8 protein-coding genes are annotated in these 15,042 nt (G+C 71.5%); 4 read left to right on the top strand and 4 right to left on the bottom strand.

Going from position 1 to position 15,042, the window contains the following annotated elements:
- Positions 1–343 precede the first annotated feature (343 nt).
- The gene (locus ALLO2_RS18130) at positions 344–781 is read left to right on the top strand and encodes an SsgA family sporulation/cell division regulator (protein ID WP_011437797.1); all 438 of its coding nucleotides are present in this window, start codon (positions 344–346) and stop codon (positions 779–781) included.
- A gap of 131 nt (positions 782–912) precedes the next feature.
- On the opposite strand, the gene ALLO2_RS27420 is transcribed toward ALLO2_RS18130, so the two are convergent.
- The 4 genes from ALLO2_RS27420 to ALLO2_RS18110 form a co-directional block, all read right to left on the bottom strand.
- Positions 913–1,218, bottom strand: a complete 306-nt coding sequence (locus tag ALLO2_RS27420; protein WP_011437796.1) for a hypothetical protein — start codon at positions 1,216–1,218, stop codon at positions 913–915.
- A 177-nt stretch (positions 1,219–1,395) separates the two neighbouring features.
- Positions 1,396–2,442, bottom strand: a complete 1,047-nt coding sequence (locus tag ALLO2_RS18120; protein ID WP_011437795.1) for an aldo/keto reductase — start codon at positions 2,440–2,442, stop codon at positions 1,396–1,398.
- 307 nt (positions 2,443–2,749) lie between these two features.
- Positions 2,750–3,763 (bottom strand): alpha/beta fold hydrolase, encoded by a 1,014-nt coding sequence (locus ALLO2_RS18115; RefSeq protein ID WP_084588485.1) that lies wholly within the window; start codon positions 3,761–3,763, stop codon positions 2,750–2,752.
- A gap of 389 nt (positions 3,764–4,152) precedes the next feature.
- Entirely contained in the window at positions 4,153–4,860 is a 708-nt protein-coding gene (locus ALLO2_RS18110) for a hypothetical protein (protein WP_023841518.1), read from the bottom strand.
- Between the two features lie 3,258 nt (positions 4,861–8,118).
- On the opposite strand from ALLO2_RS18110, the gene ALLO2_RS18090 reads away from it, so the two are divergent.
- The 3 genes from ALLO2_RS18090 (at position 8,119) to ALLO2_RS18080 (ending at position 12,517) form a co-directional block, all read left to right on the top strand.
- Positions 8,119–9,489: a vWA domain-containing protein gene (locus ALLO2_RS18090; RefSeq protein WP_011437791.1), complete on the top strand. Its 1,371-nt coding sequence runs from the start codon at positions 8,119–8,121 to the stop codon at positions 9,487–9,489.
- Positions 9,490–9,506: 17 nt separating this feature from the next.
- Positions 9,507–11,396, top strand: coding sequence for an FHA domain-containing protein (locus ALLO2_RS18085; RefSeq protein WP_035733664.1), 1,890 nt, complete (start codon positions 9,507–9,509; stop codon positions 11,394–11,396).
- Complete coding sequence (locus ALLO2_RS18080) at positions 11,393–12,517, top strand: serine/threonine protein kinase (RefSeq protein WP_011437789.1); 1,125 nt, start codon at positions 11,393–11,395, stop codon at positions 12,515–12,517. Before ALLO2_RS18085 ends, ALLO2_RS18080 begins: the two co-directional genes overlap by 4 nt.
- The last annotated feature ends 2,525 nt before the right edge of the window (positions 12,518–15,042 follow it).

The raw sequence follows: 15,042 nt of genomic DNA, 5'->3' as shown, positions 1-15,042 counted from the left end.
ACGGGCCGGCCGGTGGGGGCGGATGGTCCTGACGGTCTGGGCCGACTCCCTCCCACCGGTACGACGGCCAGCGTCGACACCCGTCGGGCCAGTGACGAGGTCATCGCCGCACCCGTCGGCGGACTCGGCCGGAATCTCTCGACGTGGGGTCGCCGCAACCATGCCGAAACCGCGACAAAATAGCGATGGAACCGTGACGTTGCGTTCACTCGCCGGCTATGCCGACCGGCCTAGCCGTGCCGGGTTGATCCGCCCGTCCAGAGAGGCCCGTCGGGTGGCCAAACCGGGCGTCGCCGGGCGCGATGCTGAACAGTGTCGAATCCGACCGTGTTGGGAGGCAGCGATGCTCCGTCACAGCTCGACGCCCGCGCATGTCGTGGCGCGCGATCTATCCGTTGACTACGTCACGGAGGAGGGGGAGCGAGAGGCGATCCCCGGCACACTCCGTTATGACCCGGCTGATCCCTTCGCCGTTGAGTTGATCCTACGTCCCGGTGAAGAGGCCATCACCTGGATCTTCGCCCGCGCGCTGCTGGCCGAAGGGATCGAGGTTCCCGCCGGGACCGGCGACGTGCGCATCCGGCCGACGAGATCCAAGGGGCAGACGGTGATCACGGTGTCCCTGTCCAGCCCGTCGGGGCATGCCGATCTCGAGCTGGCGAAGTCGAAGGTCACCGCCTTTCTCGCCGACTGCCACGGACAGGTTCCAGCGGGGCGGGAGAGCAACGGCATCGACTGGAACAACGAACTTCACATGCTGCTGCGCACTCGGAACACCTGACCGCTTCGAGTGTTCTCAAAGATATCATCATGAACTCTGGTGATGACGATTCCGGGCGGGGGTACCGGTCCGTTCCGCGGCGCGGATACGGGGAGCCGTAGCCGTCCCCCGCCCGTGTCCCGCGCGCCCGCTCAGAAGGTGTCGGGCGCGCCTTCGATCGGCTGCCAGACCTGAATCTCCGGGGGTCCCTCGACGCCGGCATCCCGCATGAGGGCGGCTATCTCAGGCTGATTGGTGAAGAACTCCTGGAACGCCTCCGTGGAATCCCATTCATCGAGGATGATGACCTGCCCGTGGCCGGCAAGGAAACGATGGTGCAAGGCTCCTACCTTTTGTGCCCGCTCGGCGATGGATGTGAAGATGTCTGCCTTCGATGCGAACAGCTGCTGAAGAGCGGCTGGATCGACTTTCAGGGTCACGGCGACGATGACACTCATGTTGAACCCCCCTTATGTTACCTGACTCGGGCGACTGTAGCGCATCGTCTCAGGATCCGGAAGACGGCTTGTCTGCCTCCGGAGATGCCGCGGCGCCGACCGGCTTGGCGGTGCCGTGAGTCGAGAAACGTGGCTGGTCGGGGGNGGGCATGGTCAGGCTGGTCAGTGGTTCGTCCGTCAGTGGGCCGTCCGACGCCGGCAACTCGGCCGCAGTGCCGGGTTACCGCTGTGGTGGTTGGTGCCGGCGATGTCGGTGCCGGGGGTGACGATCTCGTCGATCGCGTCGAGTGTCGCCTGGTCGAGGGTGATCTCGGCCGCCAGGAGGACGTCGTCGAGCTGAGTGAGCGTCTTGGGCCCGATGATGGTTGAGGTGACGGCGGGGTGGCTGTCGACGAAGGCCAGCGCGAGGTGGGTGAGGGACACGCCGGCCTGCTTGGCGAGGGTGGTCAGCTCCTCCACCACGGTGAAGCGGGCGGGTGCGTGCGGGTCCTCGGAGAGTGCCTGACCCTGGCGGCGGCCGAGCAAGCCCTGTGACGAGTAGCGCGATCCGGCCGGAGCCTGCTCGCCGCGCCGGTACTTGCCGGTGAGCCAGCCGCCGGCCAGCGGGCTCCAGGGGATGATGCCGATGGTGTGGCGTTGGGCGGCGGGCAGGACGGCTTCTTCGATGGAGCGGGCGAAGATGGAGTACTGGGGCTGTTCGCAGACGAACCGTTCGCTGTTACGGCGCCGGGCGGCCCACTGGGCTTCGACGATCCAGTCGGCGGGGAAGGAGGAGGAGCCGAGGTAGCGGACCTTGCCGGCGTGGACGAGGTCGGACAGGGCGCCGAGGGTGTCCTCGAGGTCGGTGTCCCAGTCGTGGCGGTGGACCTGGTAGAGGTCGATGTAGTCGGTGCCGAGGCGGCGCAGGCTATCCTCGACGGCGCGGATGATCCAGCGCCGCGAGCCGCCGCGGGAGTTGCGCTCGTCGCCCATGGGGCTGAAGCACTTCGTGGCAAGGACAACGTCGTCGCGGCGGGTCTTGATGGCCCGGCCGACGATCTCCTCGCTCTCACCCTGAGAGTAGATGTCGGCGGTGTCGAGGAAGTTGATGCCGGCGTCGAGGGCCCGATGGATGATGCGTTCGCATTCGTCGTGGTCGGTGTTGCCGAACGCGCCGAACATCATGGCGCCGAGACACTGGGTGCTGACCTCGACGCCGGTCCGGGCGAGTTTGCGGTACTTCATGGTATGCGCGGCGTGGAANCCTCCGCGTCCACGCGGAGGAGGAAACGCCGCTCNCCCCCTTTCGCATCAGACCGGATAGAAGACGAGCCGTACTCGCCGGTGAAGATCCTGTGGAGATGGAGGGAGACCGAACCGACGGTAGTCGGTGACGCATCCGTCGGGACCTCCCGTCGGGAAAAGAAGCAGGAACCCGGCCCGCGAGGTCCGGGAATCCCCCACCTGCGGACGAGGGAGGAAGCCAGCCTCGCGCCGACCATAGCGGTGGGAGCGCACTCGAAGTCAACCGGTCGGCCGGCATGGCCCGACATCAGCGGATGAGATCGGTGGCTATTTGGTCGGCGCGGGTGAGGTGATCCTCCACGGCGGTCAGCCAGGCGATCGGGCGGCTCGCGTGTGGATTGTGGTCGGCACCGGCGATCACCGCGAGATGGGCGTCCGGCACGGATCGGGCGAGCGTCTCGGCGGCGTCACGAAGACTGAAGTCCCGTTCACCGACGATGACGGTGGTCGGGGCGCAGATCTCGCCCAACCGGTCCGTGAGGGACGGATAGCTGCTCAGGTCCCGCCAGAGCGCGACGATCGCGTTCGGATCCATCCGGCCGAGCCCCGCCACCGCGCGGTTCCGGCCGGCGTGGACGGCCGTCGCGATCGCCGCCGCCCCTGCCAGCAGGACGGACACGACCCGCTTCGTGATCCCGCCCGTGCCCGTGGCGGGAGCGGCCGCGGNGTCAGCGAGAANCAGGGACCGCACCCGTCCCGGATGGTTGAGCGTGTAGCGCAGCGCCACCACCCCGCCCATCGAGTGGCCGATCAGGTGGACGGCGGGCAGCCCGAGCACGTCGACCACCGTCGCGAGGTCCGCCACCAGCTGATCAAAGCTGTAACCCGCTCGGCCCGTCGTGGCCCAGCCACTCGCGCCATGCCCTCGCTGGTCGTAGGCGATCACACGGCGGGACGTGGCGAGCTCCGGAACCACCGCGGCCCAGTCCGCCGTGCTGCCGGCGATCCCGTGGAGCAGCAGGACCGGGATGTCGCCACCCCCGCCGCGGATCGTCGCCGGCCTGTCGTCCGACGTCATGGTCCGTGTCTCGTCCGCGATCTGTGTCCTGTCCGCGATCCGCGTCTCGTTCGGGGCCCGTGCCTCGTTCGGGGGACGGCCGTCCGCCCGAAGGTGGCCCGGGGGCGGGGGAGCCGGTGACCAGGGAATCTCCGGCGGGGGATCGTCGAGTGGGAAACCCTCTGGCCGTAGCTCTTCGACGTGCAGTTCCAGATGTTCCGGACCCGCCGCCACCGCTACCCGCCGCTCCACCGAGATCACCATATCTCCATGGTCGCGTCTCGCGGGGTCGGCGAGCCCCCGATCGGGTGATCGGGGGCTCGCCGAGCAGGAGACAAATCTTCGGCTCATGCGATGCGCCCGGGAAATCTCGACAACGCCGAGTGGAGCCGAGGCGTCCGACGAGGAATATCCGGATCGGTAGTGACGAGTCATACGGGCGCGTCGATCGGCGGAGCACGTGGATCGGGAGAAAGCGCGGACGGGAAGAACACCGGCGTAGAGGCGCAGGCGTAGAGAGTTAGGACGCGGGCGAGGGGGAACGACCCGGCGGGGTGCGCGTTCGTCCGGCGCCGCCCCCGGGTCCGTCTGGCTCGGGTCTGTCTGACTCGGGTTCGCTCGATCGGCCAGCCGCCGTTCGATGATCGGGACGGTTAGCCGATTCCCGCGTGCATCTCGAAGTCCAGCGCACCGATGCCGACGAGCCAGTACACCCAGTCGGCGTCGCGGGTCGGGGCGACCTGCCCGCCCGGTGGTTGGTAGCCGACCCGTCTCGCCTTCTCCAGCGCGCCCGCCAACCGGTCGTTGAGCGAGGTCTGCTTGATCCCCAGCCGGTCGGCGGCGGATTTCTTGGGACGTGGATCCGGGTTACGCAGGGGCGGCCACCGTAGATGCTGTTCGAAGACCACGCGGATCGCCTCGGTCTCCTTCTCGGAGAGGCGATCGACCTCGTTGCTCTCCGTCACTCGACGATCGCGGGCAATCCGGCGGACGCCGGTCGGCTCCGGCTCGCATAACAGCAGGTAGCTGCGCTGCGGAGTGCCGCGCAGCCAGACCGCGGTCGGCCGGTCGGTCACCGACACCAGCCCGCCCTGCTCGACGGGATACGTCGGCTGTCCCCAGTTCCGGACATCGGCCTGGTTCAGGTTCGCGATTTCCACATTCCAGCCGCCGCCCGGCGCGGCGGACAGGCGGGCGGCCCGGCGGGAGAGTTTCCGGTCCGGCGGGCTGGCGGACAGATGCCGGTGCGACGCGGCATCGTCGCAGACGTCGTCCGGGGCGGCACCGACGCACAGCTGGTCGGAACGGCGCAGCCGCTGGTCGAATTCGACCCGATCGTCGACGAGGAACCGCAGCCGCATGGCGAGCGAGTGTAACGGTATCCTTCCGCAGGGTCGTTCCGGCCCCTCCGGTCGTTGCTTCCCCGGCGATCTCGTCCGTGCCCGGATACCGGCGTGGGTCAGGCGTCGCTGCCGTCGACCCCGCGCACCGCCCGTGCGTGAATCTGAAACTCTTCGAGGTCGGAGCCGATGAGACGACCGAGAACCCGGATCACATCGGAGCGTTCGATTGCCACCGGGCGCCACAGGATCGCGGATTGGGCTTCGCGCNGACCGGCCTCCCGTGGGAAGGCGAGCAGGCGTCCGCAAACCCAGCTGAGCCGACGTACCTGAGTGGTAATCGGGAAGGCCAGGATGACGCCGTTCTCCACCCGCACCGCGACCACCGGGCGCCGCTTGTAGCCGGCACAGTCCGAGAAGTCGACGCGGGCATCGAGGACCGTCGCGGGTCCCAGCGACGTCCACGGAACCGGCCGCAGGTGCTTGAGGGAATTCCCGCTCGGTCGCGGCTTGCCCATCGTAGTCGATGCCGATCGGGGATGTCCGTCCGGTCCGGACGCGTAGCGGGCGAGGTAATCCGGCAGCGGCTGATCGCGCCGAGTGCGTCGGCGGGCCTGCCGGGCCCGGTCACGGGCAAGTTTCTGCAGTGGGTTGCTCCGCCTGGCCGGGACCTGACGCTGAGCGCGGCGGGAGTTGAACTCGGACACGGTGCCTCCGGAAGGTAGTGGGCCGTTGCCACCGACCGTCGCAGATGCCGCCGATGACGACCAGACCGATAGATGTCGGTTATGGCTGTCCTTTACCTGACGAGGCCGAGCGATACCGTCATATCGCGCGGACAGGCATACTGCAGATCTTTCGCGATCTTGCGGGAGGAAGGGGGGACCGTCGTGCACGTCGCCGTTGCCACGACCATGGACGCTGATCATCTGGATGATTCGGACGGTAGCGTCGGGATGTCCGCATCCCACGCCCCGGCAGATGTGATCGGGAAGCACCGTTGACCGGCCCGGACGGACCTGTGGTTTCGCCAGGCGACCCGGTTCCGGCGGTGATCACAGGGGTCGTGGGCGGGGACTCCTCCGATGTCCCGGGCGGTGTCCTGGACGGCCCGCGCGCCAGCGATGGTGGCGTCGCCGGGATCGATCCTTTCGGGGCGGTGACCGGTTCACCCGGAGCGCAGGAGGCGAACGAGCTCGGAGGCCCGGACGCGCCGGCGGCCGGGCAGGACGACAGCGACGAGCTGGAAGACCCCACCGGACCCGACGACCCGGGCGGATCCGGTGGTCTGGCCGGGTCGTCGGGTCCGGATGCACTTGAGGGTGCCGAGCTGCTCGGCGAAGCCGAAGAGTTGGACGTGCCAGACGTGCCAGACGTGCCAGACGCGCTGGACGCGCTGGACGAGGCGGAGGACCCGGGTCCGTTCGACGTGACCGCCGAGTCGGTGGAGCCCGGTGACTCGGATCAGCCGTTCCCGTTCGACGACGCACGTCCTGACGACGCCGTTCCTGACGACGCCGTTCCTGACGACGCCGTTCCTGACGACGCGGTTCCCGAGGACGTCGGTCTCGACGACCCTGCCGGTCTTGACGACCCTGCCGGTCTTGACGACCCTGCCGGTCTCGACGACCCTGCCGGTCTTGACGACCCTGCCGGTCTCGACGACACACGTCCTGAAGACGCCGTTCCCGACCCTGCCGGTCTTGACGACCCTGCCGGTCTCGACGAGGTCGACTTCGACGAGTTCGACGCCGCCGCGGACGCGGGGGCCGGCGCGGTCTCCTTACGCCATGCCCCACCCCGCGTCGCCCTGCCCACGGCGAGCGCCGGACTGATCATGCCGGTGCGGGTCGAGCTGAGCTGGCCGGAACTTCCGGGACTGCCGCTGGTTGATCTGCTCGACAGCCATTCCGCCGATGCTCCCGCGATCTCCGCGGCCGCACTGCTGCGCGCCTTCGTCGAGATCGGCCGCAGCCTCGAACCGTTCCATCAGCAGGGCGTGGGGCTTCTCGCGCCGTGGAGCTTCAGGTGGACCGGGCAGAGCCTCACTCTGGCCGTCTGCGATCTCCTGGACGCGGGCAGGCACGACCCCGTCGACCCCTGGTTCGTCACTCCGGCGGGGGAGCGTGGTCCCGCCCGTGACCTTCGCCTGTTCGCCGTGGTGCTGTTCAAGGCGCTGACCGGCGAGTGGAGCAACCGGGACGCCTCGATGCTGGCGATGGCCGGGCTTGCCGCCGGCGAGTGGCCGCCCGGCGCCGACGCCGCGCTGCGGGCCTGCCTACATCCCGAGCATGGTCGCCGGGCGACCGGAGCCGGTGCGCTGGCGTCGAGGATCGCACCCTTCGTCTTCCCCGCGCGCAACGAGCGGCTGACGACCGTCGTCGCGTGCGAGAGCGTGACGGGCTGGCGCAAGGCGGGCGGCAACCCGGAAGGCGACAACGAGGACGCGGTCGGCTGGGCGAAGGTCGAGGACCCGTCGGACGGCACGACCACCGCCTGCGCGGTGCTCGACGGCATTACCGGTCCCGGTGACGGTTCGGGACGGTGGGCGGCGCGGGCGCTGCTCGCGGCATTCCGTCGGCGGTGGAAGGACGGCGAGACCGAACCGGAGCGGCTGCTGCTGGACGTCGCGCTGCCGCCGCCGCCCGCGCCGCTGAGCCGCCGGGCCGCCGCGGTGGCGGTGCTCGCCTCGATCTCCCGCGGTCGCGCCGACATCGCGACCGTCGGGGACTGCCGTGCCTACCTGCTGCGCCGCTGCGGCGACGGCTTCGTGGCCACCCGGCTGTCCAGCGAGCACAGCGTGGTCGCCGAGGCGATCGTCGCCGGCCAGGCTCCCACACCCGAGGAGCGCGGCATCGTGACCGAGAGCGTCCGGACGGCGCAGCGCGGCGCGACCGCGGTGGCGACCAGAAGGGTGCAGCTCGCCGACGGCGACCTGCTGATCCTCGCCACCGACGGGGCGTGCGAGGCGGGCGTCGACACCGCCGAGGACATTCCGGGCGTGGCCGACTGGAGGTTCTGCGACGTGCTGGAGGACCTCGCCTCGGTCGCCCGCNCCCCCGCCGAACTGGCCTCGTTGCTCTGCCGTCGGGCGGAGGACCTCGGTGGGCACGACAACGCCACCGTCGCGGTGATCGCGATCCGCTCCGCCCGGGAGAAGGTGGTCGCCACCCGGACCAGACCGCGCCAGCGGGCGATGCTCACCGGCGTCGGCGAGTCCCGCGGCACCGGCACGCGCATTCACGGGGAGCCGCGCATTCACGGGGAGAAAGGAAACCGATGAACGACAGGGACCGGCTCGGCGTCGAGGGCCGGATGGACCGGGGTGTCACGAAGCCGGGTGGGGTGCTCCGGCTGACGATCAGCGTGGCCGATCCGCCGCGGGGCCGGCGGGAGGTGGCGGTCGCCGTCGCGGTCGACGCATCCCTGTCGATGCTGCATCCGGCGGCGCCGGACGCGGTCAGCAAGTGGGAGCTCGCGCAGCGGGTTCTGGAACGCGTGCACGGCCTGCTGCCCGACGGCTGCCCGCTCGTGCTGGTGCGCTTCGCCCGCGAGGCGCGAGTGATCAGCGCCGGACGTCGGCCCGACCGCCTGCCGGCCGTTGACGGCCCCACGAACAGCGACGCGGACTCCTACACCAACATCGGCGACGCGCTCGCCGTCGCCGGGCGGGAGCTGCTCGCGCAGGCGCCGGACGCGGACGTCTACCGGGTCCTGCTCATCACCGACGGTGAGGCCAACATCGGCCGCTGGCAGCCCGAGCAGCTCGCCCACATCGTCGCCGGGCTCGGCGACCAGGGCATCGGGACGGACGCGCTGGGCATCGGCGTCGACGCCCGGGACGAGGTGCTCGCCGAGATGGTCGGGGTGTGCGGCCAGACGCAGCACGTCTGGGCGGCGGCCGAGGACGTCGACCGGATCGACGCGATCGTCTCGTCGCTGATCGAACCGGTGGTCGGCGCGGCCGCGGGGCGCGGTGAGCTGCGGGTCCTGATCCGACCCGGCTGGACGGTGGAGGCGCTGCGGCGGATCAAACCGCAGCGTCACCTCATGAAGGTGCCGCCACCGACCTCGCGCGGCACCGAGCTGCGGCTGCCGCTACCCGCCGTGAGCACCGGCGAGGACCGTCCGGTCTTCCTGCTCCGGTTGCGCGCTCCGGACACACCGCTCGGCGCGCACACGATTCTTCAGGCCCGCGGCGGGGTGGTCGCCGGTGGACGGCGGCTGGCTGTGGACAGCCGGGCCGACCCGCACGCCGCGCAGCGCTTCCGGGCCACCGTCGAGGCGGATGTCTTCCCGGACGCGGAATCCTCCCTCGAACACGAGGAGAGCATCGCGGAGTTCGACGAGGAGATTGCGAAGCGGGCCAGCTTCGCCCATTCCCGGGAGAGCGTCACCGAGCTGTTCCGGAACGCGGCGCTGTGGGCGGCGGACCGCGGATTCGACGATCTGGCCGACCACTACAACGCGACGCTACGGGCCCTCGGCCAGGGTGTCGCGCCGGCCGACGCGGTGTCGGGAGCCCGGGTCCGGGCGACCCGCACCAGGACCCGGACCCGTGATCTCGTCGAGGCGGACCCCGTGTCCGGCCGGCAACACGGCGGGGCGGCGTCCCGTCGGCGTCTCGACGACGTCCTCGGCAACAGCTGACAATCGGTAGGAGTCCCATGTCCTCGACGACGGTGCTGTTCGACGTCAGTAACATCACCCGGGACGGTTCGCCGGGCAGCTTCGCGCAGATCGGTCTCGGCTGCGCGCACGGCGCACGCTGCCCGCGCCGGTGCGGCGTGACCGCGCGGCTGTTCGCNGTGGAGGCCGCCGCCCGCCGTGCCTTCGGCGCCGACGCGACCTTTCGCTATGTGGCCGACAACAGCCTGCGCGGCCTGCTTGACGACCTCGCTCCGCTGCAGCGGTACTACCGTGACGGCGCTCTGGCCTGGGCGGCCGAGGCCGACGACATCCTGCTGGAGGAGGCGAGGGCCGTCGGGGGGAAGGTCGTCAGCAAGGACAACTTCTACGGCAAACGCAACATCGACGCCCACGCGTGGATCCAGGGCGACGCCTCGACCTTCTTCGGATGGAAGGTGCTACCCGCCGCCCCGGCGGGCGAGAACGTGAAACTGGTCCGCCGGGCGATGAACCGGATCGACACCGTCACCTGGGAGCGGGCCGCGCGGCAGGACGAGGTGAAGGCGTCGGGCCTGCGGGGGCGACCGGAGGTCGTCGCCGCTGCCCGCGCCAACGCCTATCGCTGCGTGACCCCCGACTGCGTGAACGCCCGGCTGGGGCCGCTCGTGTCGCCACCGATGCGCGTGGCGGGGCGCGGCCAGGGCGCCCGGCTGGTCTGTCCGCTGTGTCGACGCCCGGTCCAGGAGATCGAGACGGATACTGGGCAGGCGGTCGGGGACGCCTCGGGCGCGGCGTCGCCTGTGCCCTCGGCGTCGCCCATGCCCCCCGCGCCGCGGGACGCGCCGGCCCCCCGGGGAGCGACCGAGCCCCTGGACCTGGATGCCCCGGACCGGCAGGCGGGCCATGGCGAACCCGGGGAGGGAAGTCGCAGGACCCTGGCGGACGCGCTCGGGGACGCGCTCGCGGACGACGCCACGATCTTCGATGCTCCCGCCTACATCCCGCCCTCGGGCACCGTGGGGGCGCCGACCATCGTCGGCCTGCCCGTGCCGTCCGGCGCCGGGTGGGATGCCAGGGTGGTGGCGGGTCCGGTCGTGCTGAGGATCGAGGGTGGCGGCACCCATCGTCTCGTGACGTTGGAGGTGGGCACCACGGTCGTCCTTGGGCGCCATCCCGACCACAACCTCGGCTCGGAGCAGCTCGTCGACGTCACGGCCGGGCTCGGTAGCAGTTACGACTACATCAGCACCCGGCANGTGGAGATCACCCTCACGGCTGCCGGCACGGCGATGGTGGTCGACCGCTCCCACAACGGCACCAGTCTGGGCGACGACCGGCTGGTGCGTGACCTGCCCCGGGAGTGGCGTTTCGACGTCCCGCTCCACCTGGCCGGGTCGCTCGTGCGGGTCGGCCGGGTCAACGCGGCTGGGACGGCTGGGGCGGCCGAGGCAACCAGGGCGGCCGAGGCAACCAGGGCGGCCGGGCGGCCGGGCGGAACAGGCTGGCGGCTGACCGTCCGGCGCGGCGACGGCTCGTCGTTCGACACCCCGAACGTGGGACCCGGTGAACGCATTGTGCTGGGACGGCAACCGAACGCCGTGCAGCGGACGGCGGACGACCTGATCGTCGTCGACGTCTGCGACCGGCTGCAGATCGACGCCGCCGGCCGGGTCTCGCGGCGCCATCTGATGGTCGGCAACGAGCGCGACGGGACGGTGACGCTCACCGACCTGTCGACGAACGGCTCGTGGGTGGGTGCCCGGCGGCTGACGCCGGGCGTCGCCGAGAGGTGGGACGGCGAGGAGCCGGTCTGGCTGGTCCGCGACGTCGTGGGTCTGGAAGTGCATGTGACGGGACCCTGGCCGGCCGGCGGGGTGCTCGGGAACGGCGGACCTGGCGGCGGTGGGGTACCCGGAGGTGGCCGGTGAGTACGGTCGCCTCTGATTTGGAGATCGTCGAACGGTTGCGTTACGGGGCGTCCTTCGCGTCGGTGCCGCGCACCTGGGGCCGTGGCCGGTACCGCTGCGTGCGTCATCTCGCCGAGGGCGGCCAAGGTTACGTCGAGCTCGCCCGGGACGAGTGGAGCAACGCCCTGGTCGTCGTCAAGGGCGCATGGTGGGGCGGCCGCGACCACGACATCAATCCCGAGTACGCCAGGACCCAGTACGAGAAGCGCTCGATCGACGTCGAGGACGCGGTCGCCGTGCAGGCGGCGCTCGGCGAGATCACCCACGGGGTGCCGGCCCTGGTGGACGTCGTCTACGGGCCCTCGCCGACCCGGCACGACCATAACGCGCTCGTGACCGGGGGCAACGAGCGGGAGGTCGAGCGGTACAACCGTGAGGCGTTCATCGTCATGCAGTTCATCGGTGACATCGGGCAGATGGTGCCCACCACGCTTGACTCCCGGGTCACCGAGTCCGGCCCGCTCAGCGCCCGCCAGGTCGTTGAGCTGGCCGACCAGATCAGCGCCACGCTGGAGGCGATGCACACGATCCGACCGCAGCGGCTCTACCAGCACGAGGAACGGATCAGGGGGTACTGGGTCCACGGCGACGTCAAGCCGGAGAACATCCTCGTCGCTGGTGACCCACCCCGGTACTCGCTCGTCGACCTGTCGACGGCGGCGATCGTCGAGCCGTCGGCCAAGGTCATGCCCACCACCGCGACCCCGGGCTACGCCCCGCCGGGAGCCGAGCCGCTCAGCCCGCAGTACGACCTGCACTGCCTGGCGGCCACCCTGCTGTTCGCGCTGACCGGTGACCGCCCGGATGACTGGCTCGGCGGGGCGACCGAGGCCAGGTCGGCCGCGGACGCCGCCGGTTCCCGGGCTGATGCCGAGGCGCGGGACGAGAAGCTGCGGCAGCTGCGGGGTGAGCTCGCGGCCCGTCGCGTGCACCCCATGCTGATCCGCTTGATCACCGACTGCCTGCCCGCCGATCCGCGTTTCCGGCTCGGCACCGCCACCGTGCTACGCGCGGAGATCGCCGCGGTGCGTACCGCGCTGGTCGCCCGCGAGGTCCTGTCGGATGAGGAGCCGCAACCGTGAGCTGGTGGAACCGGAGCGCGTGGGGGAGCCAGCCCGACGGCGAATCGAAGTCGAACCCGGGGGCGGCCCCGGACCGCGGAGCGGGCTCGAACGGCAGGGCCTTCCAGGGCGGTCGGACGGGATCGACCGGCGCGGCGTCTTCGGGTGGTGGCGGGTATTCGGGGAGCGCGGCGTCTTCGGGTGGTGGCGGGTACCCGGGCGGCACCGCGGGCCCCGCCGGCGCGGACGACTTCGACGACTTCGACGACTTCGCGGACCCCGAGCCGCTCCCCGCCGGACCCGCCGGCGCGGACGACTTCGACGACTTCGACGACTTCGCGGACCCCGAGCCGCTCCCCGCCGGACCCGCCGACGGTGCCGCGCAGGCGCAGCGGGGACACCGCCCGGCGCGGACCGCAGGCGCGCGGTCCGCGCCGGGCGCGCCGCCGGCGGAAGTGGCGGAAGTGGCGGAAGTGGCGGACCAGCGTCCGGCGGTCGTGGGCCGCAGCGGCCGGACCTGGCGGGAGATGCCCCGGCGGATCCGCGGCGCCGGGGCCGACTGCCGGGTACGCCTGGTCAGCCTCGCCGGGCTGGGCTTCGGCGCCCTGCGTACGGCCGGCGCGGGCGGCCCGTCGACGCTACGGGTCGGCATGGAGCTGCTCTCGCTCGGCAACCCGCTGACCCCCCTGCTGCTCGACATCGTCGACGGCCCCGACGGGGTGCCCACGGGCTACGAGGCGCCCACGGGTTACATCACGAGCTGGGCGGCCGGCCCGCTCACCGACCCGCTCGAGCGGCAACGCGGCGACGACAGCATGGCCGCGCAGCTCGCGAACGGCGAGTTCGTTGCCCCCGCGGACGTCATGGACATGCTCGCCCCGCTCGGCGCGCTGCTCGACGACGCCGCGACCNAGCTCGGCGTCGTTCCCGTCGAACTCAGCCCGGATCATCTCGTGCACTGCCGGGGATCGCTGCGGCTGGTCGGGTATGGCCGCCACGGGTACGCGCCGGCCCGGGGGGTGATCCCGCCCGCGTCCGAACGTAGCCAGGACACGGTGGAACTGCTCGGCGACGACGTCCCGGCACCGGACGCCCCGCTGGAGGAGTGGCGGGCGGCGCAGGCCCGATCGCTGGCCCGGCTGATCGGGTGGTTGTCCACCGGCCGCCGACCGACCGCCTACGGCGCGGTGACGGGCGGGTCGCGGGCGACGCGCGAGCAGGCGGTGGACCGGTACCTGCGGGGCTGCGGGATCGACGCCCGGGTTGCCGACCTGCAGCCCGGCCGGCTCCGGGAGGAGCTCACGACGCTGGCCGCCGCGGCGCGGCGCGCGAAGATCACCGAAGATCTCGCCGCCTCCGACGTCATCATCGCCTACCATCACGACACCGCGGCCCGTGGCGGGTTCGGCGACCGCAACCCCCGCTTCGAGCGGGGCCTGGTCGGCGGGACGTACCTGGGCACGGTCGACCGGGTCGACCCCCGGTTCGTCGTGATGAAGCTCAGGTACGGCGTCCGGGTGTTCGTGCCGCGCTCCGGCACCGGGTTCGACGTCGATCTCACCACCGTCCTGCAGGCCGGTGAGCAGCGCCCGGTGACGGTGCGCCGTTTCGACGAGACGCTCACCCCGCGTGGCGATCCCAAGGGCCTGCGGGGAGNGTTCGCGCCGACGGGGACGGAGGTCATGACAGCCGAGCGCCGGGTCAACCCGGAGCCGGTGCGCCTCGCGGCGAGCCTACAGTCCGGGCGGGCGGCGGTCGGCGTGGCCGCCTTCGAGGCCGCGGACCTGTCCAGCCCGCTGGCCGGCCTGCTCGGCGGTTCCGGCTGGCTGCTCTGCCCGCCCGACGACCTCGCCCGGACCCTGGTTGCGCTGCGACGCCTGCGGTCCGCGCATCGGGCACCGGACGGCGCGGTGCCCGATCCGGCCCGGATCATCGCCTTCGGTGTCGACCCGGCGGCTCTGACCGAACCGAAGGTTCTGGCGAGCGCCGGCCAGCCGGTGGAGTTCGCGCTGCCGCTGCTCGACGAGGACGGCCAAGCCCACGCTCCGCGCGCCTGGCGGGACCTGCCGCTGGTCGATGACGTCTCGTTGCAGGGGCTGCGCAGGCGCATCGGAGCGACGGCGGGGCAGAGCGCGGCCCGGCGGCTGTTCGCCGCGGCCTTCGCGCACCTGCTGGTGAACCCGGACGAGAGTGCCCTCGCGGCCGACACCGGCAGCCCGCAACGCGGTGGGCGTAGCGCAGTCATNACGATGCTGCAGGAGATCGGTCGGGCGTTCGCCGGGCGGCCGGACCTGATTGTCACGGTCACCGCGGAGCTCGCCGAGCAGCAGAGCGTCCTGGCGGCCCGGGACAGCGCGAAGATGCTCNACGAGCTCGCGGCGGTCCTGCGGCCGCTGCCGGCCGAGCGCCGGATCGTCATCGACGTGATGCGGCTGGTCAGGCGGGAGCGGATCCGGCCGGAGACCCGCCGGATGCTGCTCGCCGAGACGCTGCCCGCGATCGGTGTCCTCACCGGTTGCTGGGGTGACGTCTGGCAGATCACCGCG

This window comes from Frankia sp. Allo2 (assembly GCF_000733325.1).
Classification (GTDB): Bacteria; Actinomycetota; Actinomycetes; order Frankiales; family Frankiaceae; genus Frankia; species Frankia casuarinae.
The sequence above is the reverse complement of the archived record's forward strand: the minus strand, read 5'-3'. Positions and strand labels throughout refer to the sequence as shown.

What these genes read in the sequence shown, in the direction of transcription:
- ALLO2_RS18110 (WP_023841518.1), bottom strand. Translation starts at nt 4,860, where the DNA reads ATGCGGCTGCGGTTCCTCGTCGACGATCGGGTCGAATTCGACCAGCGG.
- ALLO2_RS18130 (WP_011437797.1), top strand. Translation starts at nt 344, where the DNA reads ATGCTCCGTCACAGCTCGACGCCCGCGCATGTCGTGGCGCGCGATCTA.
- ALLO2_RS18090 (WP_011437791.1), top strand. Translation starts at nt 8,119, where the DNA reads ATGAACGACAGGGACCGGCTCGGCGTCGAGGGCCGGATGGACCGGGGT.
- ALLO2_RS27420 (WP_011437796.1), bottom strand. Translation starts at nt 1,218, where the DNA reads ATGAGTGTCATCGTCGCCGTGACCCTGAAAGTCGATCCAGCCGCTCTT.
- ALLO2_RS18120 (WP_011437795.1), bottom strand. Translation starts at nt 2,442, where the DNA reads ATGAAGTACCGCAAACTCGCCCGGACCGGCGTCGAGGTCAGCACCCAG.